This is a genomic window from Streptomyces solitudinis (assembly GCF_036323765.1).
Classification (GTDB): domain Bacteria; phylum Actinomycetota; class Actinomycetes; order Streptomycetales; family Streptomycetaceae; genus Streptomyces.
Genome location: NZ_JAZDCW010000003.1, coordinates 524,710 through 549,741, shown reverse-complemented (window position 1 = coordinate 549,741; position 25,032 = coordinate 524,710). Strand labels below are relative to the sequence as shown.

Genomic DNA, 25,032 nt, shown 5'->3' with positions numbered 1-25,032 from the left:
GTAAAGGCTGCCCCGGGTCCTCCCTGGGGCAGCCTCACTCGTACGGGGGTCAGACGACCTGGTGCAGCCAGCGGACGGGGGCGCCCTCACCCGCGTAGCGGAAGGGCTCCAGCTCGTCGTCCCAGGGCTTGCCGAGCAGCCGGGCGACCTCGGCGGCCAGGTCCGTCTCGCCGTGCGCGGCGCGTTCCATGGCGGCGCGCAGCCGGTCCTCGGGGATCAGGATGTCGCCGTGCATGCCGGTGACCGCGTGGAAGACGCCCAGCCGGGGGGTGGAGCTGTAGCGTTCGCCCTCGGCGGTGGGGCAGGGCTCGGCCGTCACCTCGAAGCGCAGCAGGCGCCAGCCGCGCAGGGCCGAGGCCAGTTTGGAGGCCATGCTCGGATCGCCCTGCCAGGACAGCTCCGCGCGCCAGGTACCGGGCGAGGCGGGCTGTTTGATCCAGTCGAGGCTGACGCGGGTGCCCAGCACACCCGCCACCGCCCATTCGACGTGCGGGCACAGCGCGCGCGGCGCGGAGTGCACGAACAGAACGCCACGTGTCGTCACCGGGACCTCCCGTGCGGATCGAGGCCGGCCGCTGCCGACGGCCTCGCGTCGCTTCCGGTCAAGCGCCGGTCGGTGCCTGGCCGGTCCTGGACATTGTTCCCCATCAGCACCTTGTCCACCAGCTTCTGAGTTACGAACAGTAAACACCATTCGCGGTCATTCTCCTCAAAAGGGGCGTCACATGACGTGCCGTAAGTGTCGCGGCGCGGCCCCGGAACGCGGGGGCGCGCGGACGGGCTCCCACGGCCCCACCACGGCCCCGGCGCATCACGTACCGTCGGGGCGGGGACGGCGGACGGCCCCGCGGCGGAGCGAAGGAGACGGCATGGGCGTCAAGGGACGGTCACGCGGACGGCGTACCGCAGCCGGCGTCGCCGCGGCCCTGGCACTCGCCACCGCCGCGGCGTGCTCCGGCGGCGGGGACGGGGACGCGCCCGGCGCGGGGGACGCCGCGGCGTCCGCCCGGCCCGCGCCGTCCCCCGCGTCCGACTGGGACACCAGCCCCGACTCCGTCGCCGCGATCGGCGACTCCATCACCACCGGCTTCGACACCTGCTCCCTGCTCGCGGACTGCCCCGAGGCGTCCTGGGCCACCGGTACGGCCCCGGAGGTGGACAGCCTCGCCGACCGCCTGCTGGGCGACCCGTCCGGACGCGTCTGGAACCACGCCGCGGCCGGAGCGAAGATGGCCGACCTGCCGGAACAGGCGGCCCGGGCCGCCGCGCACGACCCGGCGCTCGTCACCGTGCTCATCGGGGCCAACGACGCCTGCGGTGCCAGCGTGGCGCGGATGACCCCGACGGAGCAGTTCCGGGCGGACTTCACCGAGGCGATGGAGACGCTGCGGCGCGAGGCGCCGGACACCCAGGTCTACGTGGCCAGCGTCCCCGACCTCATGCGGCTGTGGTCGGTGGGCCGGGAGAGCGTCGTGGCCGCCCGGGTCTGGCAGCTCGGCATCTGCCCGTCGATGCTGCGCGACCCCGCCGCCGTGGACCCCACCGCGGCCGAGCGGCGCGAGCGGGTCGCGGAGCGGGTGGACGAGTACAACACGGTGCTGCGGGAGGTCTGCGCGGCCGACGAGCACTGCCGCCACGACGGCGGGGCGGTGCACGACTACCGGTTCTCCGCCGAGGAGCTGAGCCCCTGGGACTGGTTCCACCCGAGCCGGAGCGGTCAGCGGGTCCTCGCCGAGCTGGCCTTCCGGCACGTGACCGCGCCCCAGGCGCCCTGACGGGGACGGCTCCCGGGCGGCTGGAACGTTTCCGCCCCGTTCGTGCCCGCCGGGCGGCGCGGGCAGAATGCGCCGGACAGCCCGTGGCCGACAGCGAGGAAGCCCGCCGTGACCAGAACCGTCCGTGCCGTCGTCGTCGACAAGCCGGGGGCGCACCGGCTGGTGAGCGGGCCGGCCGCCTTACCGGGGCCCGGGGAGGCCCGGGTGGCGGTGCACGCCGCCGGGGTGTGCGCGAGCGACTGCGCGGTGTACGACGGCAGCCGCCCCGGGGGGTTCGTGCGCTACCCCGTCACCCCGGGCCACGAGTGGTCGGGCACGGTGGAGGAGGTCGGTGAGGGCGTCGCGCGTCATCTGGTCGGTCGGAAGGTCGTCGGCGAGGGCTTCCGGGGCTGCCTGGTCTGCCCCCGCTGCCGGGAGGGCGCCACGAGCCTGTGCGAACGCGGCTACGACGAGACGGGTTTCACCCGGCCCGGGGCGTTCGCCGACGTCCTGACGCTGCCCGCCCGGCTGCTGCACCTCCTGGACGACGACGCCGACCTGCGGGCCGCCGCCCTGCTCGAACCGGCGGCCATCGTCACCGCCGCCGTCCTCGCCGCCCGCCCGGTGACCGGGGAACGCGTCGCGGTGGTCGGGGCCGGGACGTCCGGGCTGCTGGCCGTACAGCTCCTGGCGGCCTACTCCCCCGCCGCCCTGCTGGTGGTCGAGCCGCGGGTGCGCCGCGCGGAGCACGCGCTGCGCCTGGGCGCCCACGTCGCGCTGCACCCGCAGGACGCGGAACGGGAGCGGGGGCGGTGGGACGTGGTCGTGGAGACGGCGGGGGCCCCCGGCACCGCGCAGGACGCCTGCCTGCTGGCCAGGCGCGGTGCCCGCGTGGTGCTGACCGGCATGTTCGGCACCGGCGCACGGGGCATCGACCCGGCCGTCCTGACGCGCGGCCAGCTCACCGTGCGCTCGGTGTCCGGCGCCCCGCCGGCGGCCTGGGCGCACGTGGTCCGGGTCTACCGGGCCGGGCTGCTGGACCTGGCGCCCCTGGTCAGCCACGAGTTCGCGCTGGAGGAGTTCGACGCGGCCGTCGCCCTGGTGGCGGACGACGCCCCCGAGTCGGGCAAGGTGCTGCTGCGGCCGTGAGCCGGGGCGGCCCCGGGCGGAACGTACGACGTGGCGAAGGCCGCCGCGGCGGGGTGCCGGGCGGCCTTCGCGGAGGGTCGTCGCGTCAGACGGAGAGCGTGACCTCGATGTTGCCGCGCGTGGCGTTGGAGTAGGGGCACACCTGGTGGGCCTTCTCCACGAGGTCACGGGCGGTGGCCTCGTCCACGTTCGGGATCTTCGCCACGATGGCGACCTTCAGGCCGAAGCCGCCTTCCGGCGTCTTGCCGATGCCGACCTCGGCGGTGACCGTCGCGCCCGAGACGTCGGCCCCCTCCTTGCGCGCGACGACGCCGAGCGCGCCCTGGAAGCAGGCGCTGTACCCGGCGGCGAAGAGCTGTTCGGGGTTGGTGCCCGCCCCGCTGCCGCCCATCTCCTTGGGCGGGTTGACGACGACGTCGAGATTGCCGTCGTCGCTGGCGACCCTGCCGTCCCGGCCGTTCTCGGCGGTGGCCACCGCGGTGTACAGGACGTCTACGGTCTGGATGGTCATGTGAATCCTCCTGGTGGGGAAGCGCGCCGGGGGGCTCGCGCCCACGACCCCTCCGGCGCGCCCGAGTGTAGTCGGGTGGGGACGGGCCTCACTCGCCGAGACGGACGACCATCTTCCCGGTGTTGCGGCCGCGCAGCATGCCGAGGAAGGCGTCCACGGCGCTCTCGATGCCCTCGGCGGTCGTCTCGTGGAACTTCAGCTCGCCGGAGCGCAGCCAGCCGGCCGTCTCCTCGACGAACCGGGGCTGGAGGGCCTGGTGGTCGTTGACGAGCATGCCCGTCAGCCGGAGCCGCTTGCCGATGGCGAGCATGAGGTTCTTCGGTCCGGGCGCCGGCTCGGTGTCGTTGTACCCGGCGATCATGCCGCAGAGGGTGGCGCGGCCGTGCACGTTGAGCGCGCCGATGGCGGCTTCGAGGTGGTCGCCGCCGACGTTGTCGAAGTAGACGTCGATGCCGTCGGGTGCGGCGGCGCGGAGCTGCTCGGCGACCGGGCCGTCCTTGTAGTTGAAGGCGGCGTCGAAGCCGTACTCCTCGGTGAGCAGCTTGACCTTCTCCGCCGAGCCGGCGCTGCCGATGACGCGCGAGGCACCCTTGATGCGGGCGATCTGGCCGACCTGGCTGCCGACGGCCCCGGCCGCGCCGGAGACGAAGACGGCGTCCCCCTCCTTGAAGGAGGCGACGTCCAGCAGCCCGGCGTAGGCGGTGAGGCCGGGCATGCCGAGCACGCCGAGGTAGGCGCTGAGCGGTGCCAGGTCCGCGGAGACCTTCTGGGCGTGCCGGGCCTCCAGCGTCGCGTACTCGCGCCAGCCCAGCGCGTGCGAGACGTGGTCGCCGGGGGCGAAGCCGTCCGCCTCGGAGGCCACCACGACGCCGACGGCGGCGCCGTCCATCGGCCGGTCGAGCTGGAACGGCGGGATGTAGGACTTCACGTCGTTCATCCGGCCGCGCATGTACGGGTCCACGGACATCCACAGGTTCCGCACCAGGACCTGCCCGGCGGCCGGGGCCTGGACGGGCTCCTCGCGCAGGGCGAAGTCGTCGGGCGTCGGCCAGCCGTCCGGGCGTGCGGTCAGGTGCCAGGCGCGACCGGTCGTGGGCAGGGTCATCTCAGCTCCTCGTAGCGGGACGGCGTTTACTTCAGTAGCTGAAACGACCCTGCACCTCGATGTTTCATATTGTCAAGTAAATCGCTATGCTGTGTCGCATGACGTCCCGAACGACCCGTGCCGATGCCCTCACCTGCGAGGTGGTCGAGCTGCTCGGCGAGGTCGTGGGCCGGTACCACGAGGAGTACGACCGGGCCGCGGCCGGCCACGCGCTGACCGGAGCCCAGGCACGGGTGCTCGCCCTGCTCGCCTACGGGCCGACGCCGATGCGCCAGGTCGCGCAGCGGCTCAAGTGCGAGCCGTCCAACGTCACCGGCATCGTCGACCGGCTGGAGGCGCGCGGGCTCGCCGAGCGGCGCCCCGACCCGGGCGACCGCCGGGTGAAGCTGGCAGCCGCGACGGACGAGGGGCTGCGCACGGCGGCCGCCCTGCGGGACTCGCTCGGCGACTTCGCCCGCGAACCGCTCGCCCGGCTCTCCGACGCCGACCGCGCCGTCCTGCGGGACCTGCTGCGCGGCATGCTCGGAGCGCCCTGAGCGGCCTCCGGCGGGCACCGGCCTCCCCGGGCAGGCGTCCGGCGCCCGCTGCCGGGCGCCGGAGTTCCGTCGTCAGGTGTCCGCGTCGAGGTGGCGGCGGAGGGTCTGGGCGAAGTCCTCGGCGGCGTGGAGCTGGGCGCGCAGGGTCTCGCAGCGGGACTCGGCCGCCTCCCGGTAGGCGGCCAGCCGCTCCCGCAGCCGTTCGCGCTCCGGCCCCGGCGGGGTGCCGGCGGAGGTGAGGGCGTCGGTGGCCGCGAGGAGGTCGCGCATCTCCTCCAGCGAGAAGTCGAGCGGCTTCATCCGCCGCACCACCATCAGCCGTTCGACGTCGGCCTCGGTGTAGAGCCGGAAACCGCCCTTGCTGCGCGCGGACGGCGTGACGAGCCCCACGTCCTCGTAGTGGCGGATCGTGCGCAACGACAGACCGGTCCGGTCGGCCACCTCACCGATCTGCATGTGCCCCTCCGCCATCGCCCGCCGCTCTCCTCACTCGTCCGCCCGTCCGCGCCCGTGGCCTCCCACGGGAGGTTCACGATACGGGTGCGGGGATCACCAGGCCGAGCCCGTCGTCCGCGCCCCCGGGCGCAGCCCCGGCCCGGCGGGCGGGGAGCCGTCCCGGGGCGGGCCGTAGACTGGCCGACGTGGCGGGCAGGATCAACGACGACGACGTGAAGGCGGTACGGGACGCGGTCTCGATCGACGCCGTCATCTCGGAGTACCTCCAGCTCCGCCCCGCCGGCGGGGGGAACCAGAAGGGGCTGTGCCCCTTCCACGACGAGAAGTCGCCCTCCTTCCACGTGAGCGCGGCCAAGGGCCTCTTCCACTGCTTCGGCTGCCAGGAGGGCGGGGACACCATCGCCTTCCTCATGAAGGTCGACCACCTCTCCTTCTCCGAGGCCGTCGAGCGCCTGGCCGCGCAGACGGGCATCACCCTGCGCTACGAGGAGGGCGGCTACGGGCGCGCCAGCCAGCAGGGCGAGCGCACCCGGCTGGTGGAGGCCCACAAGGTGGCCGCCCAGTTCTACACCGAGCAGCTCGACTCCGCCGAGGCGGAGGTCGCCCGGCGCTTCCTGGGCGAGCGCGGATTCGACAGGGACGCCGCCGGGCACTTCGGCGTCGGCTACGCCCCCGCCGGGTGGGACCACCTCACCCGCTTCCTGCGCGGCCGGGGGTTCACCGACCGGGAACTGGTGCTCTCCGGCCTCTCCCAGGACGGGCGGCGCGGGCCGATCGACCGCTTCCGGGGGCGGCTGATGTGGCCCATCCGCGACATCGCCGGGGAGGTCGTCGGCTTCGGCGCCCGCCGGCTGCGGGAGGACGACAACGGCCCGAAGTACCTCAACACCCCCGAGACGCCGGTCTACCACAAGTCGCAGGTGCTCTACGGCATCGACCTGGCCAAGCGGGACATCGCCAAGGAGGGCCGGGCCGTCGTCGTCGAGGGCTACACGGACGTCATGGCCTGCCACCTGGCCGGGGTGACGACCGCGATCGCCACCTCGGGCACCGCCTTCGGCGAGGGGCACATCAAGATCCTGCGCCGCCTGCTGATGGACAACTCGCGCTCCGAGGTCGTCTTCACCTTCGACGGGGACGCGGCCGGGCAGAAGGCCGCGCTGCGCGCCTTCGAGGACGACCAGAAGTTCGCCGCCCGTACCTCGATCGCCGTCAGCCCCGGCGGGATGGACCCGTGCGACCTGCGGCTGGCCCAGGGCGACGCGGCGGTGCGCGAGCTGATCGACAGCCGCTCGCGGCTCTTCGAGTTCGCCCTGCGCTCGGTGGTGTCCGAACACGACCTGGACGCCGCCGAGGGCCGCTCGGCGGCGCTGGAGGCGGCGGCGCCCATCGTGGCGCAGATCAAGGACGGCTCGCTCCAGCACCAGTACGCGGTCCGGCTGGCCGGGCTGCTCGGCATCACGGACACCCAGTTCGTCGTGCGCCGGGTCGGGCAGCTCGCCCGCTGGAAGCGCGAGGGCGGCCGCGGCTCCCGGCGGGACGCCGTCCGCCGCCCGGAGGTTCCGCCGCAGCCGCACGCCGCCAGGCCCGCGCCCGGGGTGCACGGACCGGCCCTGCACCTGCGCAGCCCCGCGCACCTGCGGGAGCGGGAGCTGCTGAAGCTCGCCCTCCAGTACCCGAAGCTGGTCGCGCCCGCGTTCGACGCCTACGGGACGGACGAGTTCACCGCCGAGCCGTACGCCCTGGTGCGCCGGGCCATCGAGGCGGCGGGCGGCACGGAGGCCGCCGACGACGGCTACCTCGACCGCGTCCGGGAGGCCGTGCCGGACGACACGGCGCGCAGGCTGGTCACCGAGCTGACCGTCGAGCCGCCACGCTGCCCCGGCGGCGGGGAGCCCGACGAGAGTTACGCGGGCGAGCAGCTCGTGGGCGTGCGGCTGGCGGCGGTCCGGGCGCGCGTCGCGGAGCTGGAGGGCACCGCGCGCCGGATGGACGCGCAGGGCGCGCAGGAGCGCTCCGCGGCGGTGTGGCAGGAGCTGTGGGTGCTGGAGCAGTACGCGACGGCGCTGCGCGCCCGGGGCGCGTCCGCGCTGTGACGCCGTAGCGGGGGACGGACCGGGGCATTCGCCGACGAGTCGCGCGGAGCAGGCGTCCGTCCGTAGCGCTACGGGCGCGTCCGGTAGCCGGATGTGGGAAAAACTGTGCGCAGACCCCTACTGAGCGGAGTGTGCCGTACCGCACACTGGGGGCGGTGTCTCGCAAGTAACTCAGCGTTCCGAGCGCGGTCCCTCCGCGCACACCGGTTGCGCTCGCTCGCCCGGGGGCGGACGGCGTCGGTCACACCCGCCGCGGCCGCCTCCGTCCCGCACGCCGTTACGGACCTGGCAGCGATCACCTGGAGGTCGCCCCCGTGCAGACCCAGACCCTGACCGGCACCACCCCGACCAGCGCCGCCCCCACCTCTGCGGCCCCGGCCGGCGCCCTGACCGGCGCCCCCCTGACCGCGCCGCTGGGCGGGACCGCCGTGGTGCCCGTCCGGCCAAAGAGCCCGGCGCCGTCACCCGGCCGCTCCGCGCCGGCGCCCGCCCCGAGAGCCACGCCCGCCCGGCGGCCGGGCGGTCCGCTGCGCCCGGACACCGGCGGCCCCTCCGCCGACCTGTTCCGCCAGTACCTGCGCGAGATCGGACGCATCCCCCTGCTCAGCGCCGCCGAGGAGGTGGAGCTGGCCCGCCGTGTGGAGGCCGGGCTGTTCGCCGAGGAGCGGCTGGCGCGCGAGGCCGGCGTCACCGGCGGCCTCGCGCTGGACCTGGACCGGCTCGTGGTGCGGGGCCGCCTCGCCAAGCGCCACCTCATCGAGGCGAACCTGCGGCTGGTCGTCTCCGTCGCCAAGCGGTACGTGGGGCGCGGGCTGACCATGCTGGACCTGGTGCAGGAGGGCAACCTCGGGCTGATCAGGGCGGTGGAGAAGTTCGACTACGCGCGGGGCTTCAAGTTCTCCACCTACGCGACGTGGTGGATACGCCAGGCCATGTCCCGGGCGCTGGCCGACCAGGCGCGCACCATCCGCGTCCCCGTGCACGTCGTGGAGCTGATCAACCGGGTGGTGCGGGTGCAGCGCCGCGTCCTGCAGGAGCGCGGCTACGAGCCCGCCCCGCAGGAGGTCGCCGTGCTGCTGGGGCTGACCGAGGAGCGGGTGTGCGAGGTGCTGCGGCTCGCCCAGGAGCCGATCTCGCTGCACGCGCCGGTCGGCGAGGAGGACGACGTCCACCTCGGGGACCTCATCGAGGACGGCGACGCGCCCTCCCCGGTGGAGACGGCGGCGTTTCTGCTGCTGCGCCAGCACCTGGAGGCGGTGCTCTCCACGCTCGGCGACCGCGAGCGCGAGGTGGTGCAGCTCCGGTACGGGCTGGTGGACGGGCGTCCGCGCACGCTGGAGGAGATCGGCGGGGTGTTCGGGGTCACCCGCGAACGGATCCGGCAGATCGAGTCCAAGACGCTGAGCAAGCTGCGCCACCACGCGTTCGCCGACCAGCTCCGCGGCTACCTCGACTGAGCCCGCCGCACCGGCACCCCGCCGTCCGCACCCGCGCGCCGGGGCGGCTCAGCCGAACGCGTGCGGGTGCGTCTCGTCGCGCACGGCGGTGAACTGCTGGCGGACGGCCTGGCCGAGCGGCAGGTCGTCACCCGGGTCGAACAGCCGGGCCTCGGCGGCGGGCCACTGCGGCGGTTCGCCGGACGGGAGCCGCCCGTGCGCGACGCCCAGGGCCCAGGCCGCCTGCCGGGCGGCGCCGAGCGTGGTGTAGTCGGCGGGCGCGGGCACGAGCACCTGCGCGCCGAACAGCGCGGGGGCGATGGCCTGGACGGCGGGCAGGTCGGCGGCCGGGCCGAGCAGGAACACCCGCCGCACCTGCACGCCGCGCCCGCGCAGCACGTCCAGCGCGTCGGCGAGCCCGCAGAGCATGCCCTCGAAGGCGGCGCGGGCCAGGTGCTCCGGCTTCATCGCCTCCCGGCGCAGCCCGGCGAGCGTTCCGGCGGTGTGCGGCAGTTCGGGCGTGCGCTCGCCCTCCAGGTAGGGCAGCAGGACGAGCCCGTGGGCGCCGGACGTGGACTTCAGCGCGAGCGCGGACAGCCCTTCCAGGTCGCAGCTCAGCAGGTCGGCGGCGCCGCGCAGCACCCGGACGGCGTTGACCGTGCGGACGACGGGCAGGTGCATGCCGGTGGCGTCGGCGTAGGAGCTGATCGTGCCCGTGGGGTCGGCCAGCGCCTCGTGGTGGACGGCGGAGACGGAGCCGGAGGCGCCGAGGGAGACCACGGCGTCACCGAGGCCGACGCCGAGCCCGAAGGCAGCCGCCATCGTCTCGCCGGTCCCGGCGGAGATGAGCAGCCCCTCCGGGGTCTGCCCGGCGGCGTCGGCGGGTCCGACCACCTCGGGCAGCGCCACCTGGTGGCCCAGCGCCAGCTCCGCGAGGTCGGGTCGCCAGGCGCCCGTCCCGGCGGACCAGTAGCCGGTGCCGGACGCGTCGCCCCGGTCGGTGACGCGGCGGACGGGGCGGCCCAGCAGCTGCCAGGTCAGCCAGTCGTGCGGCTGGAGGACGGCGGCGGTGCGGCGTGCGGCCTCCGGGTTGTCCAGGGCCAGGCGGCGCAGCTTGGTGACGGGGCTGCCGGGCTGCGGCACGAGGCCCACGGCCTGCGCCCAGGCGGCCCGGCCGCCGAGCCCGTCCACCAGGTCGGCGGCGGCGGTCTGGGCGCGCGGGTCGTTGCCGACGAGCGCCGGACTGACGGCGTTGCCCGCGTGGTCCAGCAGGACGACGCCCTGCTGCTGCGCGGAGACGCCGATGGCCTGCACGCCCTCCAGGAGCCCGCCGGTGGCCGCCTCCCCGAGCGACAGCAGCCACGCCTGCGGATCGATCTCGGTGCGCCGGCCCCCGCCCTCGGCCTCCGGCCCCGGATGGGGCGCGTAGCCCTGGCGGATGACGGCACCCGTGTCGGTGTCGCAGACGACGATGCGGGTGTACTCGGACGAGCTGTCCAGACCGGCGACTATCCCCATGCGGACGATGATGCCGTATCCCGGCGGCGTCGCCGTCCACCGGTGCGGGCACGGCGCAGCCCCCGCCGCGCGCGGAACGCGCGGCGGGGGCTGCGTGCGGGCCACCGGTCAGAAGGAGCCAGATCCCGAAAGTCCGCGGAGTGGCCGGGTCCGCAGGGCGACCCCTGCGGCCGACGGGAACGGACCGCTCAGCCCCGGTTGACGGCGCCGTTCTGGGAGCCGTTCTCCGAGAGGATCGGGATGTCCGACAGGATGTGCGACAGCGGGTCGTCACCGTCGACCGTGCTGACGTTCTCGGAACAGGACACGTTGTTCTGGTCCGTGATGATGTCGTTGATGAGGATCGGCACCTTGCCGAACACCGCGATGCACGGCTTGTTCAGCGACCCGTTGACCAGGCTCATGTTCGGGCTCATGTAGCCGCCCGTGGTCGTGTTGCCGTAGGCGTTCTTCGCGCCGTTGCCGTGAGCGGCTTCCTGAGCGGCGTTGTCGTTTCCCACGGCGGCCAGGGCGGGGGTGGCGGCGGCACCGGTCGCACCGACGACGGAAGCTGCCACAGCTGCCGTGGCGAGCACCTTCTTGATCACGAGTTTTCCTTCCGAATCTGGGATGCCCCGCTGCCGGAGCAAACTGGACAACTCGTGGTCCGGGCAGAAGTTCTCTTGCTTCACCCGACCAGCTCAGTAGTCGTATCTACACGCCACCATCAGGGTTTGCGGCCCACTCCACCGTAGGAGTCGACGGCGACCGGGACGCCCATCTCGGACGCCGCCGGGCGCCACAGCGGGCACGAGACGACGCCCGGTTCGACGAGGTCGAGGCCGGTGAAGAACGCGGCGATCCCCTCGGGACTGCGCAGCCGGTACTGGACGGCGCCGCCGTCGTTGTGCCGTTCCTGTGCCTCGTTGAGCGTCGCGTCGGTGTCCGTGCCGTCGCAGACGAGCAGGTGGCTGCCGGAGGGCAGGGCCGCCATCAGGCGCGCCACGATCCCGCGGGCCTCGCCGTCGTCCATGACGTGGCCGAGGATGCCGCTGAGGATCAGCGCGACGGGCCGGTCGAAGTCCAGCGTCCGCGCGGCCTGCTCCAGGATGGCGTCGGGCTGGTGCAGGTCGGCGTCCAGGTAGGCCGTGGCGCCCTCCGGCGCGCTGCTGAGCAGCGCGCGGGCGTGCGTCAGCACCAGCGGGTCGTTGTCGACGTAGACGATGCGCGACGCCGGTGCGGCCCGCTGCGCGATCTCGTGGGTGTTGTCGAAGGTGGGCAGCCCGGTGCCGATGTCCAGGAACTGCCGCATGCCCGCGTCGGCGGCCAGGTAGTGGATGGCCCGGGACAGGAAGCCGCGGAAGGCGCGCGCGTTGGCGGCGATGCCGGGGAACGCCTCCCGGAACTGGTCGCCCGCGATCCGGTCGACCTCGTAGTTGTCCTTGCCGCCGAGCCAGTAGTTCCAGATCCGCGCCGAGTGCGGGACGCTGCTGTCGATCACCGGCACCGACTGGTTCCCGGCTATGGAGCCGCCGTCTGTCACGTTCTTCTCCTGTCGGGTGCGTCACACCTGCTCACTGGGCCAACGTACCGTCCGGCCCCGGCTCCGGCCAGGCTCGGCCGGACCGCTGTTCCCCGTTGCGCGCTTTTCATGCCTCCTTCCGCGCTTTCCGTGAGCCAGGTCATGGGAAGCACCCGGCCCGGCGCGGTACCGTGCCGGTTCCCGGCGCCGGTTCGGACGGCCCCGGGGATGCCGGACGTCGGACCACCGGGAGGTTCGCTGCCGTGTCCGTGGACTTCTCCTCCGTCATAGCGGCGACCGCCCGCTGGCTGACCCGCGCCTACCCGCCGCCCGGCGGGGCCATGAGCGCCGCCCTGGCCGAGGCCCAGGCCCGGCAGGCCGCCACGGTCGCCGCCTGGCTGCGCTACCCGACCGAGGTGGACGCGGCGCTGGCCGCGATGGCCGGTTGCGGCGGCTCCGCCCGGCTGGACCGGGTCGTCGGCGCCGGAGCGCGGGACGCCGCCGAGTACGCCTGGCGCACGTGGGTCGACGAGGTCGTCGCGAGCTGGGCGGCCTGCCTGCTGGCCTCGCCCGAGCTGGCACGGGCCGCCGTCGAGGCGCTGGCCGGGTCCGAGCACGCCGGCGTCACGCCGCGCGAGTTCCGCCGGCTGACCGCTCCCGACGAACACGACCGGCAGGCCGCACCGCTGCTGCGCCACCCCGATCTCGTCGGCCCGGTCGCCGAGCTGCACCGCGCGCCCCTCCTGGCCCGCCTCCAGGCCGACCCCGTCCCCGGCTGACCGTCCCGGCTGACCCGCGACGCGCCGCCACGCGCGCCGGTCGTGCGCCACCGCCCCGCCTGGGGGACGATGGGCCGTGCACCGAAGCCGAGGACCGTCGAGGGATGGCATGGGCAGCGCGGCTGGAGATCGGACGCTCGGCGACGCGCTCGTCGCCCTGCTGGGCGCCCCGGACGAGGAGGCCCTGCTGGCCCGCGCCGTGGAAGCCGCGGAGCCCGGCTCCGCGCGGGGCGCCGGGGTGCTGCACCGGCTCGGCCGGGACGGGGTGCTGCGCATCGCGGCCCAGCGCGAGTTCACCGACGACTTCCTCGCCCCCTACCGCCTGCTGCCGGTGGACTCCCCGCTCCCGGCCGCCCGCGCGGTGCGGCAGCGGCGCCCGGTCTACTCGACCGCCGGGGACTTCCCGCGCGCGACGTCCGACGCGCTCGAAGAGGGGCTCAAGCGGCTGCGGGTGGCGGATGAGTTCGTCTCTCTGCCACTCCTGGTGGACGGGGGGTGCCTGGGCGCGCTGAGCCTCCCGCTGCCGGCGGGCAGCTCGCTGGACGCGGCCCGGGAGCACCGGCTGACGACCGTGGCCGCCGTCTGCGCCAACCGCTGGGAACGCCTGCTGCTGGCGGGCGCTCCCGGCAGCGGGCAGGCGACCGCCGCGCAGCCCCCGGCCACGGGGGCGGTGACGGAGCCGGGCGCGGGTCCGGCCGGGCCGCCGGCGGTGGCGGAGGGCAGGGGCCGGGCGACCATGCTGGAGCTGGCCATGTCCAACGCGCACATCGGCACCTTCGACTGGGACTTCCCCAGCGGGCGCCTGGTGTGGGACGAACGGCTGTGCGAGCTGTTCGGCATCAGCCCCGAGGCCTTCGACGGCCGCATCGAGACGTTCTTCGGCCTCCTCCACCCCGATGACCGGGCCACGGTGGACGCGGCCGTCGCGGAGAGCCACCGCACCGGCAGCTACCAGGTCACCTACCGGGTGGTCCGGCCGGACGGCGGGGTGCGGTGGGTCGACGCGGAGAGCAGCGTGGTGTACGACGGGCACGGGCAGCCCCAGGGCATGATCGGGGTCGTCCAGGACCGCACCGAGGAGCACGACCGGGGGGAGCGGCGGGAGGCCCGCAGGGAGTTCATCCTCTCCCTCACCCGCAGCCTGGTCGCGGCGCTCACCACCGAGGACATCATCGCCACCGTCGCCGAGACGGCCGTGCCGGCGCTCGGCGGCACCACGATGGCCGTCTTCCTGCGGGAGGACGGCGGGAGGCTGCGCCTGGCCGGGGCCCGCGGCTACGACGCCGAGGGCACCGGGCACCTGCGCCGGATCAGCGAGGTGGCCCACCAGCACCCGGTCTTCGCGGACCTGCGGGCGGGCGTGCCGATGTTCGTGGAGTCCGCCGACGCCTACCGCGAGCGGATCGCCGACGAGCGGCTGGGACCGCGCCCCGGGCAGCAGGCGTGGGCGATCCTGCCCCTGGTGTCGGCCGAGGGGCTGGTCGGTACCTGCGTGATCACTTACGACAGGCCGCGCACCTTCTCCCCCGACGACCGCACCGTCTTCGCCGCGGCGGCGGGCATCCTGGGCCAGTCACTGGCCCGCGCCCGGCTGTACGACGCGCGGCGGGCGTACCTGACCGAGCTCCAGCAGCTCATGCTGCCCCGGCGGCTGCCCGAGTTGTCCGGCGCCGAGCTGGCCGTGCGCTACCGGCCCGGCGCCGAGGGGCTGGACGTCGGCGGCGACTGGTACGACGTGCTGCCGCTGCCGGACGGCCGGGTGGTGTTCGTCATCGGTGACGTCCAGGGGCACAGCGCCCCCGCCGCGGCGGTGATGGGCCAGCTCCGCACGGCGATGGGAACCCAGGCGGCGGGGGCGCGGGGGCCGGGAGGGCTGCTGGGCCGCGCGAACCGGTTCCTGTGCGACCTGGACACCGACCTGTTCGCCACCTGCTGCGTCGTCGAGGCCGATCCGGCGGCCGGGCGGCTGCGCGTCGCACGGGCGGGCCACCCGCTTCCGGTGCTCCTGGAGCCGGGCCGACCTCCGCTGGAGCTGGCGACGCCCGGCGGCATGCCGCTCGGCTGCTTCCCCGACGACACCCATCCGGTGACGGAGGTGCAGCTCACCCCCGGCGCCGCCCTGCTGCTCTACACCGACGGCCTGGTGGAGCGGCCCGGCAGCGACTACGCGAGCGGGGTGGCCGCCCTCCTGGAACGGCTCGACGCCGACCGGGACCTGGAGCTGGGCACGCTCGCCGACCGGCTCGTCGCCCCCGCCGCCGCCCGTGCGCAGCACGACGACATCGCCGTCCTGCTGCTGCGCCGCGCCCGCTGACCCGCACGTCCCCCGTCCCGCGCATCCCCACACCGCCACGCCTCCGGAGCACGCCATGACCGAGCAGCCCCGCCCCGCCGTCCGCGGCATCGACCACGTCGGCGTCACCGTGCCCGACCTGGAGGCCGCTACCGCGTTCTTCCGCCACGCCCTCGGCGCCGAGGTGCTGTACGACACCCTGCGGCGCGAGGACGGCCCGAAGGGCGGGACCGGGCTCGAAGACCGGCTGGGCGTGCCGCCCGGCACCGAGCAGCGCGCGATCCGCATGCTCGCGCTGCCGCACGGCCCCGGGCTGGAACTGTTCGAGTTCGCCGGGCCGCGGGGGCGGGGGCCCGCGCTCCCCTGCGACCTGGGCTGGCAGCACCTGGCGCTCTACGCCGACGACGTCGGGGCCGCCGCCGCGCGGGTCGCCGAGGCGGGCGGCACCGTGCTGGGCGAACCGCGTCCGCTGCCCGGTCCCGAGTCGGGGCCGGGGAACCGGTTCGTCTACACCCGCACGCCGTGGGGCAGCACGCTCGAACTGCTGGCCTACCCGGACGCACAGCCGTACGAGGACGGCACCCGGCGCCGCCGCTGGCGGCCCTGAGAGGCCGTCGCCGGCCCCGCCCGGTCCCTCCCCTGCGCCCGGTGGGCGCCCCCGGAAGGACGGCCGGGGGCGCCCGGGGCAGAATGGGACGGGCCACGACGCCGCGACGCGCTCGGCCCAGCGGGGGGCCGGCGGACCGGCGCAGGAGGTGAGGCCGTGGCCGTGGAGCACAGGCGACCGGGCCGGCGGTGGCCGTCCCCCGGCGCGGGGCGGGCCTCGCTCGTGGTGCGCCGCACCAGGGAGGCGCTGGCCGGTTTCCTGCCCGACCGGGACCGCCTGAACTGGCTCAACGAGGCCGGGACCCGCATCGGGACCACGCTGGACCTGGAGACGACCTCCCAGGAGCTGGCGGACTACACCGTGCCCGAACTGGCCGACGGCGCGGCCGTGGACCTGCTGGACGGCGTCCTGCGCGGCGAGGAAGGCGACCGGCGGCTCACGGCGGGCCCGCCCGTCACCCGGGCCATCGCCGTCGCGGAGGTGCGCGGGCTCGACCTGGAACCGGACCCGGTCGGCGACATCTCGTTCCACCCCTCCGCGACGATCCCCAGCGGCTGCCTGACCAGCCGCAAGCCGGTACTGGTGAGCCGCATCGCCCCGGGCCAGTACGAACTCATCGCGCCGACCCGCAACTCCGCCCGCGCCCTGCGGGAGGCCGGGGTGCACAGCTACATGGCGGTGCCGCTGGTGGCGCGCGGCGTGCTGCTGGGCATGGCGGACTTCGTCCGGGCCGGAAGCCGTCCGGCGTTCACCCGCACGGACGTCGCGCTGGCCGTCGAGCTGGCGTCCAAGGCGGCCGTGTACATCGACAACGCCCGGCTGTACGGACGGGAGCGGCAGGCCGTGGTCACGCTCCAGCGCAGCCTGCTCCCGCGGGGCACGCCGGTGACGCCGGGGCTCACCGTGGACACCTGCTACGCGCCCACCACCGACCCGGGCGGCGTCGGCGGCGACTGGTTCGACGTCGTCGGGCTGCCCGGGGGCCGTACCGCCCTGGTGGTGGGGGACGTGATGAGCCACGGCCTCGCGGCGGCGGCCACCATGGGCCGGCTGCGGACGGTGGCGCGCACCCTGATGGCGCTGGACATCGCCCCCGAGCGGGTGCTGGCGCGCATGGACCTGGCCGCCCGCGACCTGGAGGAGGACCAGGTGGCCACCTGCCTGGTCGCCGTCCATGACCCGCTCTCGCGCACCTACACCCTGGCCGCCGCGGGACACCCGCAGCCGCTCGTGGTGGACGCCGCGGGCCGCGCCCGCTACGTCGGGCTGCCGGTCGGCGCCCCGCTGGGCAGCGGGGTGATCCCCTACGACGCGGCACGGCTGGACGCCCCCGAGGGCACCCGGCTGGTGCTGTACACCGACGGGCTCCTGAAGGACCGCGGGGCCGATCCGGACGTCCAGTCGGACCGGCTGCGGGAGACGACGGAGGTGATGGCCGGCGGCTGGCTGCGGGCCGAGGCGCTGGTGGAGGCCGCGCCCGCGGGCGGGCGGCGGTTCGACGAGGCGGTGGCCGTCGTCGCCGCCTCGCACCCGGACCAGGGCGAGATTTTGCTGACGGAGTGGACGCTGCCGGGCGACGGCTCCGCCGCCGGCGCGGCCCGCCGCCTGGTGCGCGAGCAGCTCGGCCACTGGCGGCTGGAGGACCTCGCGGACACCACGGAACTCGTCGTCAGCGAGCTGGTCGGCAACGCCCTGCGCTACGGCGGCGGGCCGGGCACCCTGCGGATGCTGCGGCACAGCAGGCTGCTGGTGGAGGTCTCGGACACCGGGCCGGACCTGCCCCAGATCCAGCACGTCTCGCTCAGCGACGAGGGCGGGCGCGGGCTCCAGCTCGTCAACCTGCTGTGCCGCCGCTGGGGTTCGTGCCGCACGGCCGCCGGCAAGGTGGTGTGGGCGGAGCAGGACGTGCCGCTCCCGCCCGACGCCGCGTGACCGGCACCTGACCGGCGCCAGGCGTTCCTCCCCGCTCCGTAACGTGGTGCACACTCGCGCGGCACAAGGGATTTACACGCGGCGCGGTGCGCGCTACGTTCAGCAATGGGAGCGCTCCCATTCGCGTTGTTCCGTGCCGCTCCCGTTTCGTGACGACCCCACCACCCCACGCCCATCGCGACGAAGGGACATACGCGCGATGACGACCCGCTCACTTTCCTGGAGTGGCATGGACCTGTCAGGCCGGGTCCAGCCACGCGTGCGCGCACTGCTGGTCCTGATGGCCGCCCTGCCGGGCCTGTGCTTCCTGTTCTTCCTCAACGCCGACAAGGCGTCCGCCCACGGCGCGCCGCTCAAGCCCGGCAGCCGCACCTACCTGTGCTGGGAGAACGCCCGCACCGCAAGCGGTGCCATGGACCCGTCCAACCCGGCCTGCCGGGCCGCGCTGGACCAGGGCGGTTCCACGCCCTTCTACAACTGGTTCGCCGTGCTCCGCTCGGACGGAGCCGGACGGACCGAGGGGTTCATCCCCGACGGCCAGCTGTGCAGCGGCGGCAGCGGCGGCCCGTACGACTTCACCGCGTTCAACCAGGCCCGCAGCGACTGGCCCTACACGCACCTGACCTCGGGCGCGCAGACGGAGTTCTCCTACAACGCCTGGGCCGCGCACCCGGGCACGTTCCACCTCTACGTCACCAAGGACGGCTACGACCCGAACCAGCCGCTCGGCTGGGACGACCTGGAGGACCAGCCGTTCGCGCAGGTGACCAACCCGCCGCTGTCCGGCTCGGTCGGCACCGTGGAGGGCGCCTACAAGTGGACCGGCAAGCTGCCGGAGGGCAAGAGCGGCCGTCACCTCATCTACATGGTGTGGGAGCGTTCCGACAGCCGGGAGACCTTCTACAGCTGCTCCGACGTCGCCTTCGACGGCGGTAACGGCGAGGTCACCTACCCCGGCGCGGACACGGACCCGGGCGACCCGGGTGACCCGGGTGACCCCGGCGACCCCGGTGACCCCGGCGACCCGGGTGACCCCGTCGACCCGGGTGCCTGCACCGCCTCCGTCCGCGCCGCCGGTTCGTGGTCCGGCGGCCACCAGGGCGAGGTGACCGTCACCAACACCAGCGACACGCCGGTCACCGGCTGGACCGTGCACTTCGCCCTGCCGTCCGGCCAGACCGTGCAGAACGCCTGGAACGGCACGGTGAACGCCGACGGCTCCGACGTGTACGTCCAGAACGCGCAGTGGAACGGCAGTCTGGCACCCGGTGCCTCGACGACGTTCGGCTACGTGGCGAACGGCGGCACCGGCAGCGGGCTCCCGACCGCACACTGCATGACGCACTGATCCACACCCCGCGCGGGCGGGCGGGCGGCCGGACAGCCGGTCGCCCGCCCGCCCGCGGGGTTCACCGGCGGCCCGTCACGGAACGGGCGCGTGGTCGGGCAGCAGCCCCACGGCCCGCAGCTCCGCCCACAGCGCGTCGGGCACCGGGCACCGCAGCAGCCCCACCGCGTCGCGGACCTCCGCCGCGGACCGCGCCCCGAGCAGCACGCCCGCCACCGCCGGATGGCCCAGCGGGAAGCGCAGGGCGGCGGCCCGCAGCGGCACGCCGTGCCGCTCGGTGACCTCCTGGAGGCGCAGCGCCCGCTCCAGGACGGCGCCGGGCGCCCGCGCGTAGTCGTACCGGGCGCCGGGACGCGGATCGGCGAGCAGACCGGAGTTGAAGACGCCGCCGGCCACCACGGAGACACCGCGCGCCGCCGCCTCGGGCAGCAGCGCGTCGAGCGCCCGGTGGTCGAGCAGGGTGTACCGGCCCGCGCACAGCACGACGTCCACGTCCGTGTCGCGCACGAAGCGGGTCAGCATCTCCGCCTGGTTCATGCCCGCGCCGATCGCCCCGACGACGCCCTCCGCCCGCAGCCGCTCCAGCGCCGGGTACGCCTCGCCGAAAGCCTGCTCGCCGTGGTCGTCCGGATCGTGCAGATACACCACGTCCACACGGTCCAGACCGAGCCGCGTGAGGCTCTCCTCCAGGCTGCGGCGGACCCCGTCGGCGCTGAAGTCCCACACCCGGCGGTGGGTGGCGGGCACGGCGAACCCGTCGGCCAGGTCGTCCCCGCCGCCGGCGTGCGGCACCAGCAGCCGCCCGGCCTTCGTCGACACGGTGTACTCCCCGCGCGGCCTGCCGCGCAGCGCGGCGCCGAGCCGCCGCTCCGAGAGGCCGAGGCCGTAGTGCGGCGCGGTGTCGAAGTACCGGACGCCCGCCTCCCAGGCCGCGTCCACCGCCTGCCGGGCCCGCTCCTCGCCGACGGGCGCGTAGAGCCCGGCGATCCCGGCCGCCCCGAACCCCAGCTCCGTGACCTCCACCGCGCCGCGGCCCAGCCGCCGCCGGCGCGGGGCCTCGGTCACCGCCGCTCCAGCGGAGCCGTCGTCCGCCCCAGGTACGTGACGTCCCCGGCGCCGGGGACGTCGATCCGCCGGAAGCCCAGCCGCTCGTAGAAGAGTCCGGCGGCCGTGTTCTGCGGGGCCATGCCCAGGTGCACGGCCGCCACGCCGCGTTCGCGCAGGGCCGCGAACAGGGCGTCCATCAGCTCCCGCCCGTACCCCTTGCGCTGGACCGCCGGGAGGAGGTCGATGTGCAGGTGCGCGGGGTGGTCCGCCAGCTCGGGCACGACCATGCGCCCGGGCCGGTGCAGCAGCCCGCGCACCAGCTCGTCCGGCGTCGTCGGCGGCCCGCTGGGCGCGGGGTGGCGCCCGGCCACACGGGGCAGCCACTCGGTGCGGAACCGCTCGGCGAAGACGGCGGTGTCCGCCGCTCCCACGACGTAGCCGACGACGCGCTCGCCGTCGTCCAGCACGAAGGCGAGATCCGGCTCCAGCTCGGCGTAGGGACCGGCGAAGACGTCGGGCAGCAGGTCGTGGTCCGCGTAGAGCTCCCGCGCGTCACCGCCCTGGTGGCCGGTGCGCACGCAGACGTCGTAGAGGTCGTCCCGGTCCGACGGCCGGTACGGCCGCACGATGGCTCGTTCGTTCATCCGTCCGATCCTGCCACCGGCAAGAGCGCTCCCACAACGCGTTCCCGGGCCGCATGCCCTTCCGCCCCGCGTCACGGCCCGCCGCGCACGGCCGGGTGCGTGCACCGCCCGGTGACGCGGGGCGGTGCGTGGTGGTTCGTCCGTCGCCGCCCCGCGCATTCCGCCAGCCGACTGCCACTCCGCCGCCGGACGCCCGGACAAGAATCTGGCGCAATGACGCCAATTCCCGGCCGGTACCGGAACGCGCCGCCGCCGGAAATGCGGACTCCCGCCCCGCCAGCGGCCGTAATACCACCCGCACTCTTCGGATGAACAACTCGCCACCGGGTCATCCGCATTCAAGGGGGGAGGCGGCAGAAACGGCCGCGGATTCAGTCGCCTTTTCGGGTGGATTGTGCCGCGTCCCTCCCCGGCATTCGGCACCCGGAGCGGCATACGCCCAGCTCGCAGCCACACCGAGGGACGAACCGCCGAAAACGAGGCATCACTTCGGCACGGCCCGTTCCGCCCCGCGGCGCAACGCCGCACCGCAGAGACAATTGCCTGCTACCAGGAGGGAGGAAGCGATGACATGAGGGGACATTCCGCACCTGCTCCGCATTTCCACGCAGCAGGAAATCCCCGGCGCGGACCCGCGTGTGAAATGATCTGCACCAGCGATCGTTCCGCGGCTAGGGTTCCCTCCCGACAGAGCGTCACACGCCCCGCAAAAGGAGGGTTCCTGCATGGACGAGATGGTCCTGCGCGCGCAGAAATTCATCAACCAGGTATACGCGCCCAGAGACGGAATACCCACGGTCGCGGAGAACGGGCGGACGAGCTGGGAGGTCATGCACGCCCTCACCCGCTGCCTCCAGTACGAGCTGGGCATCTCGTCCCTGTCCGACAACTTCGGGCCCGGGACGCTGTCGGCCCTCACCGCCAAGTACCCCCGCATCAACCGCGGCACCGTCCCGTCCGCGGACTTCTGCCGCCTCATCCAGTCCGCCCTGTACTGCAAGGGGTACGACGGCGGCGACATCGACGGCATCTACAACGCCCGGGTGTCCGCGTCCGTGACGGCCCTGAAGACGGACATGGGCGTCGAGCGCACCTACCCCGGCGACGATCTGGTGCCCAAGGTCTTCAAGGGTCTCCTCACCATGGATCCGTACGTCGTCGTGAACGGGGGCAGCCAGTCGGTCCGCTCCATCCAGCAGTGGCTCAACTGGCGCTACGTCGACCGCAAGGACTTCTTCATCGTCCCCTGCGACGGCCACCACTCGCGCACCGTCGCCAACTCCATGCTGCTGGCCGTCCAGTACGAGCTGGGCATGGCCGACGGCGTGGCCAACGGCGTGTTCGGCCCCGGCACGAGGGCGGGCCTGAAGCAGCACACGCTCTACGTCGGCTCCAGTGGCACCTGGACGCTGCTGTTCAGCGCGGCGATGATCCTCAACCAGCGCACCGAGGTGACCTTCGGCGGCACCTTCAACGGAGCCCTGTCCAGCGCGGTCTCCTCGTTCCAGGGCTTCTGCGAGCTGCCCGTCACCGGCATCGGCGACTTCGCCACCTGGGCCTCGCTCCTGGTCTCCTACGGCGACCAGACCCGCAAGGGAACCGCCTGCGACGGCGTCACCATGATCACGCAGGCCCGCGCCGACACCCTCAAGGCGCAGGGGTACGTCTACGTCGGCCGCTACCTCACCAACCCGCACCCGACCGACCTGCCGGAGAAGGCGATCCAGCCGGGCGAGCTGGCGACGATCGCCCGGAACGGGCTGCGCTGCTACCCCATCTACCAGACGTACGGCCGGGACGCCGACTCCTTCAGCTACCCGCAGGGCAAGGCCGCCGGCGTCGCCGCGGGCAACGCCGCCAAGGACCACGGGTTCAAGAACGGGACCCGCATCTTCTTCGCCGTCGACTACGACGTCTACGACTACCAGGTGACCGACAACGTCATCCCCCACTTCCGGGGCATCCGCGACGGCCTGGCCCAGTTCGGCTTCCAGTACGAGATCGGCGTCTACGGCCCGCGCAACGTGTGCACCCGGGTGGGCGAGGCGGGGCTGAGCACGGCGAGCTTCGTCTCCGACATGTCCAGCGGCTTCTCCGGCAACTACGGCTACGCGCTGCCCTCGGACTGGGCCTACGACCAGATCGTCACGATCGACATCGGTTCGGGCGCCGGCCACCTCAACATCGACAACAACATCGCCTCCGGCCGCGACCGGGGCCAGGGCAGCTTCGACCCGCCCCGCGTCACCCTGCTGCCGGACACCCGCTTCGACGCGGCGTTCCTCAACGCGCTGTTCTCCGACGTCGGCGAGTACATGAGGTCGATCGGGCACCCCGACGAGAGCGTGTCCCGCATCTACTCGCACCAGCAGTGCCTGGAGACGGTCATGGCGCACGACGCCCTGATCACCGACCTGTCCCACCGCTACTCCATGCGCAAGTCCCTCATCCAGACGTCCACGTACTGGGAGATGCGCCACTACGACTACGTGGACCTCACCGTCGCGGACGCGGCCGTCGTCTATTACCACACCGGCGCGGGCGGCAAGGACATCGTCCCCAAGCGCGACTCCAGCACCGGCATCGCCCAGATGAGCGGCACCGTCGGCATCCTCGCGTGGAACCACTGCGTCAACAGGGGCCTCGCCGAGGGGCCGGTCCTGGACCACACCGTGGACGACGACCTGTGGGTCATGTGGCAGCAGCTCAACCAGGAGAACTCGTTCAGCGTCACCAGCGTCGCGCTCGCCCACATCTGGGGCGCCGCGGGCAAGCCCGGCGGCAGCAACCCGCCGAAGGGCGAGACGACGCTGCGCACGCCGCGGCTGGACTACACCGAGCACGAGATCTACGAACTCCTGCGCCGCTACCAGGGCTGGGGCGACACCGCGGAGAAGCACGCCAAGCAGCGGATGCCGCTCTACCAGATCTTCGAGACGTACAACCGCATCGTGCGGCGCCAGTGATCGCCGCGGCGGCGGAGGCGTCCGGCCCGCACGGCCCGGCCGCGCTGCTCGGCGCCCTCGCGGCGGCGGCGACCGCGGCCGCCGTCGGTGTGGTGTTCCTGTGCTCGTCCTGGGCCCAGCGCGGCGGGCCCCCGGGCGGCGTCGCGGCCAGGTCACGGGACCTCGCCGTCGCGTGCGCCGCGGGAGCCGCCGCCTGCTACGCGTGGGGCGTCCTCCGCCTCGCGTACGCCACCGGCGACGCCCCCTTCGACGCCTGCCTGCCCGTGGTGGGACGGGACCGGATGCAGCACGTGAGCGGCTACGGGGCGGAGTGGTTCCCGCTCGGCCTCACCTGCGTGCTGCCCGGCGGCCAGGGGCCCGCCGTGGGCGTACCGGGCTACGTGAACCCCGCCGTCACCGTCCTGGCGTGCGTCGCCGCGGCAGCCGCCGTCTTCGCCGCCGCGCACCACCTGAAGAACAAGCCGCAGACCTGAACCGCGAGGAACGAGTGGAGAAGATGAAGAACTCCGGTGTGTCGCGCCGCAAGGTGCTGACCGTCGCCACGAGCACCGCAGCCGTGGTCACCGCCGCCTCCGCCTGGGGGCCGGCCGCCCTGGCGGCCGGCCGGGACCCCGTCGGACCCGACGCCGGGAAGAAGGCCGCCGCGTTCGACTACGCGGCGTTCGAGAAGGAGCGGAAGAAGAGACTCGCCCAGTACGAGAAGGACAGGAAGCGCGTCCTCACCGGGGTGAGGAGCCCGAACGGCTGGGAGATGGAGAAGGTCGCCGACGCGGGCGGCTCCGTCTGGACGCGCCCGGTGGCCGGCACCCCGCTCCACGGCGTGGCCGTCCGCCTCGGCGACGTGGAGACCGTCCTCGTCCACGTGATCCGGCGCTTCCACTACGAGGCCGACACCCTGCGCGAGGGCGACGTCATCGGCTGGCGCAGGCCCGGCACCGTCCGCAAGGGGATGCCGGAGGGCAACCAGGCTTCCGGTACGGCCGTGCAGATCCGGCCCGGGCACTACCCGGACGGCGCCTCGGGCGGCCTCTTCCCCGACCAGAGGCTCGTGATCCGCGACATCCTCGCCGAGCTCGACGGCGTCGTCCGCTGGGGCGGGGACGACGAGGTGCCGCACGAGGCGCTGTTCTACCTCGACGTGCCGCCGGATGACGGCGGGCTGGCCCGGGTCGCGGCCCGGCTCCGGCGGTGGCGGGCCACCCCGGGCAAGGGCGCGGGCGCCCCCGTCGACGTCCTGGAGGGCAGCCGCCGCAAGGAGGCGAAGACCCTGGAGCGCCACCAGCGCGCCTCCTGACCCCGGCGCCCGAACACCGGGGCGGGGGGACGCCGCGTCCTCCCGCCCCCCGGTCCGCGC

Annotated in this window: 21 protein-coding genes and 1 pseudogene; 13 read left to right on the top strand and 9 right to left on the bottom strand. The window is 74.3% G+C overall.

The window, feature by feature from the left end; translation table 11 throughout:
* Positions 1 to 49: 49 nt before the first annotated feature.
* Positions 50 to 544, bottom strand: a complete 495-nt coding sequence (locus V1J52_RS09940) for a DUF3145 domain-containing protein (protein WP_330139281.1) — start codon at positions 542 to 544, stop codon at positions 50 to 52.
* Positions 545 to 869: 325 nt separating this feature from the next.
* On the opposite strand from V1J52_RS09940, the gene V1J52_RS09935 reads away from it, so the two are divergent.
* Together V1J52_RS09935 and V1J52_RS09930 are read left to right on the top strand one after the other, a co-directional pair.
* Positions 870 to 1,775, top strand: coding sequence for an SGNH/GDSL hydrolase family protein (locus V1J52_RS09935; protein ID WP_330139280.1), 906 nt, complete (start codon positions 870 to 872; stop codon positions 1,773 to 1,775).
* A gap of 108 nt (positions 1,776 to 1,883) precedes the next feature.
* Entirely contained in the window at positions 1,884 to 2,903 is a 1,020-nt protein-coding gene (locus V1J52_RS09930; RefSeq protein WP_330139279.1) for a zinc-dependent alcohol dehydrogenase, read from the top strand.
* 85 nt (positions 2,904 to 2,988) lie between these two features.
* On the opposite strand, the gene V1J52_RS09925 is transcribed toward V1J52_RS09930, so the two are convergent.
* Both V1J52_RS09925 and V1J52_RS09920 read right to left on the bottom strand, forming a co-directional pair.
* On the bottom strand, positions 2,989 to 3,414 hold the full coding sequence (locus V1J52_RS09925; RefSeq protein ID WP_330139278.1) for an organic hydroperoxide resistance protein: 426 nt from the start codon (positions 3,412 to 3,414) through the stop codon (positions 2,989 to 2,991).
* An 88-nt stretch (positions 3,415 to 3,502) separates the two neighbouring features.
* Positions 3,503 to 4,519, bottom strand: coding sequence for an NADP-dependent oxidoreductase (locus tag V1J52_RS09920; RefSeq protein WP_330139277.1), 1,017 nt, complete (start codon positions 4,517 to 4,519; stop codon positions 3,503 to 3,505).
* A 98-nt stretch (positions 4,520 to 4,617) separates the two neighbouring features.
* Between V1J52_RS09920 and V1J52_RS09915 the strand changes: the two genes are divergently transcribed.
* Entirely contained in the window at positions 4,618 to 5,055 is a 438-nt protein-coding gene (locus tag V1J52_RS09915; RefSeq protein ID WP_330139276.1) for a MarR family winged helix-turn-helix transcriptional regulator, read from the top strand.
* A gap of 72 nt (positions 5,056 to 5,127) precedes the next feature.
* On the opposite strand, the gene V1J52_RS09910 is transcribed toward V1J52_RS09915, so the two are convergent.
* Entirely contained in the window at positions 5,128 to 5,526 is a 399-nt protein-coding gene (locus V1J52_RS09910; RefSeq protein WP_330139275.1) for a MerR family transcriptional regulator, read from the bottom strand.
* A gap of 170 nt (positions 5,527 to 5,696) precedes the next feature.
* Between V1J52_RS09910 and dnaG the strand changes: the two genes are divergently transcribed.
* Together dnaG and V1J52_RS09900 are read left to right on the top strand one after the other, a co-directional pair.
* Positions 5,697 to 7,607: a DNA primase gene (gene dnaG / locus V1J52_RS09905; protein ID WP_330139274.1), complete on the top strand. Its 1,911-nt coding sequence runs from the start codon at positions 5,697 to 5,699 to the stop codon at positions 7,605 to 7,607.
* Positions 7,608 to 8,137: 530 nt separating this feature from the next.
* A pseudogene (locus V1J52_RS09900) lies at positions 8,138 to 9,064 on the top strand (RNA polymerase sigma factor); the annotation flags it as partial.
* 48 nt (positions 9,065 to 9,112) lie between these two features.
* Here the strand turns inward: V1J52_RS09900 and V1J52_RS09895 are convergent.
* The 3 genes from V1J52_RS09895 to V1J52_RS09885 form a co-directional block, all read right to left on the bottom strand.
* Positions 9,113 to 10,561, bottom strand: coding sequence for an FGGY family carbohydrate kinase (locus V1J52_RS09895; protein WP_330139273.1), 1,449 nt, complete (start codon positions 10,559 to 10,561; stop codon positions 9,113 to 9,115).
* Between the two features lie 188 nt (positions 10,562 to 10,749).
* On the bottom strand, positions 10,750 to 11,148 hold the full coding sequence (locus tag V1J52_RS09890) for a rodlin (RefSeq protein WP_330139572.1): 399 nt from the start codon (positions 11,146 to 11,148) through the stop codon (positions 10,750 to 10,752).
* Positions 11,149 to 11,267: 119 nt separating this feature from the next.
* Positions 11,268 to 12,083: an SAM-dependent methyltransferase gene (locus V1J52_RS09885; RefSeq protein WP_330139272.1), complete on the bottom strand. Its 816-nt coding sequence runs from the start codon at positions 12,081 to 12,083 to the stop codon at positions 11,268 to 11,270.
* Positions 12,084 to 12,325: 242 nt separating this feature from the next.
* Between V1J52_RS09885 and V1J52_RS09880 the strand changes: the two genes are divergently transcribed.
* The 5 genes from V1J52_RS09880 to V1J52_RS09860 all read left to right on the top strand — a co-directional run bounded on the left by V1J52_RS09880 (position 12,326) and on the right by V1J52_RS09860 (position 19,021).
* A complete protein-coding gene (locus V1J52_RS09880) occupies positions 12,326 to 12,841 on the top strand; it encodes a hypothetical protein (RefSeq protein WP_330139271.1) in 516 nt (171 codons plus the stop codon).
* 109 nt (positions 12,842 to 12,950) lie between these two features.
* A complete protein-coding gene (locus tag V1J52_RS09875) occupies positions 12,951 to 15,155 on the top strand; it encodes a SpoIIE family protein phosphatase (RefSeq protein WP_330139270.1) in 2,205 nt (734 codons plus the stop codon).
* 55 nt (positions 15,156 to 15,210) lie between these two features.
* Entirely contained in the window at positions 15,211 to 15,741 is a 531-nt protein-coding gene (locus tag V1J52_RS09870; protein WP_330139269.1) for a VOC family protein, read from the top strand.
* Between the two features lie 162 nt (positions 15,742 to 15,903).
* On the top strand, positions 15,904 to 17,673 hold the full coding sequence (locus V1J52_RS09865; RefSeq protein ID WP_443075773.1) for an ATP-binding SpoIIE family protein phosphatase: 1,770 nt from the start codon (positions 15,904 to 15,906) through the stop codon (positions 17,671 to 17,673).
* A 229-nt stretch (positions 17,674 to 17,902) separates the two neighbouring features.
* Positions 17,903 to 19,021 (top strand): lytic polysaccharide monooxygenase auxiliary activity family 9 protein, encoded by a 1,119-nt coding sequence (locus tag V1J52_RS09860; protein WP_443075772.1) that lies wholly within the window; start codon positions 17,903 to 17,905, stop codon positions 19,019 to 19,021.
* A 75-nt stretch (positions 19,022 to 19,096) separates the two neighbouring features.
* Here the strand turns inward: V1J52_RS09860 and V1J52_RS09855 are convergent, their stop codons facing one another.
* Together V1J52_RS09855 and V1J52_RS09850 are read right to left on the bottom strand one after the other, a co-directional pair.
* Positions 19,097 to 20,086 (bottom strand): aldo/keto reductase, encoded by a 990-nt coding sequence (locus V1J52_RS09855; protein WP_330139268.1) that lies wholly within the window; start codon positions 20,084 to 20,086, stop codon positions 19,097 to 19,099.
* Positions 20,083 to 20,712: a GNAT family N-acetyltransferase gene (locus V1J52_RS09850; protein ID WP_330139267.1), complete on the bottom strand. Its 630-nt coding sequence runs from the start codon at positions 20,710 to 20,712 to the stop codon at positions 20,083 to 20,085. The genes V1J52_RS09855 and V1J52_RS09850 overlap by 4 nt, the downstream gene beginning before the upstream one ends.
* A 734-nt stretch (positions 20,713 to 21,446) precedes the next feature.
* On the opposite strand from V1J52_RS09850, the gene V1J52_RS09845 reads away from it, so the two are divergent.
* From V1J52_RS09845 to V1J52_RS09835, 3 genes are read left to right on the top strand one after another with little or no spacing between them, the layout of a single operon-like run.
* Positions 21,447 to 23,678 carry a glycoside hydrolase domain-containing protein gene (locus tag V1J52_RS09845; protein WP_330139569.1) on the top strand — a complete coding sequence of 744 codons (2,232 nt, stop codon included), beginning with the start codon at positions 21,447 to 21,449 and terminating at the stop codon, positions 23,676 to 23,678.
* A complete protein-coding gene (locus V1J52_RS09840; protein ID WP_330139266.1) occupies positions 23,675 to 24,151 on the top strand; it encodes a hypothetical protein in 477 nt (158 codons plus the stop codon). Before V1J52_RS09845 ends, V1J52_RS09840 begins: the two co-directional genes overlap by 4 nt.
* A 23-nt stretch (positions 24,152 to 24,174) precedes the next feature.
* Positions 24,175 to 24,972: a hypothetical protein gene (locus tag V1J52_RS09835; protein ID WP_330139568.1), complete on the top strand. Its 798-nt coding sequence runs from the start codon at positions 24,175 to 24,177 to the stop codon at positions 24,970 to 24,972.
* Positions 24,973 to 25,032 lie beyond the last annotated feature (60 nt).

Coding starts and splice junctions, on each gene's coding strand:
- V1J52_RS09935 (WP_330139280.1), top strand. CDS start 870: ATGGGCGTCAAGGGACGGTCACGCGGACGGCGTACCGCAGCCGGCGTC.
- V1J52_RS09925 (WP_330139278.1), bottom strand. CDS start 3,414: ATGACCATCCAGACCGTAGACGTCCTGTACACCGCGGTGGCCACCGCC.
- V1J52_RS09920 (WP_330139277.1), bottom strand. CDS start 4,519: ATGACCCTGCCCACGACCGGTCGCGCCTGGCACCTGACCGCACGCCCG.
- V1J52_RS09915 (WP_330139276.1), top strand. CDS start 4,618: ATGACGTCCCGAACGACCCGTGCCGATGCCCTCACCTGCGAGGTGGTC.
- V1J52_RS09910 (WP_330139275.1), bottom strand. CDS start 5,526: ATGGCGGAGGGGCACATGCAGATCGGTGAGGTGGCCGACCGGACCGGT.
- V1J52_RS09895 (WP_330139273.1), bottom strand. CDS start 10,561: ATGGGGATAGTCGCCGGTCTGGACAGCTCGTCCGAGTACACCCGCATC.
- V1J52_RS09875 (WP_330139270.1), top strand. CDS start 12,951: ATGGGCAGCGCGGCTGGAGATCGGACGCTCGGCGACGCGCTCGTCGCC.
- V1J52_RS09870 (WP_330139269.1), top strand. CDS start 15,211: ATGACCGAGCAGCCCCGCCCCGCCGTCCGCGGCATCGACCACGTCGGC.
- V1J52_RS09860 (WP_443075772.1), top strand. CDS start 17,903: ATGGACCTGTCAGGCCGGGTCCAGCCACGCGTGCGCGCACTGCTGGTC.
- V1J52_RS09850 (WP_330139267.1), bottom strand. CDS start 20,712: ATGAACGAACGAGCCATCGTGCGGCCGTACCGGCCGTCGGACCGGGAC.
- V1J52_RS09845 (WP_330139569.1), top strand. CDS start 21,447: ATGGTCCTGCGCGCGCAGAAATTCATCAACCAGGTATACGCGCCCAGA.
- V1J52_RS09835 (WP_330139568.1), top strand. CDS start 24,175: ATGAAGAACTCCGGTGTGTCGCGCCGCAAGGTGCTGACCGTCGCCACG.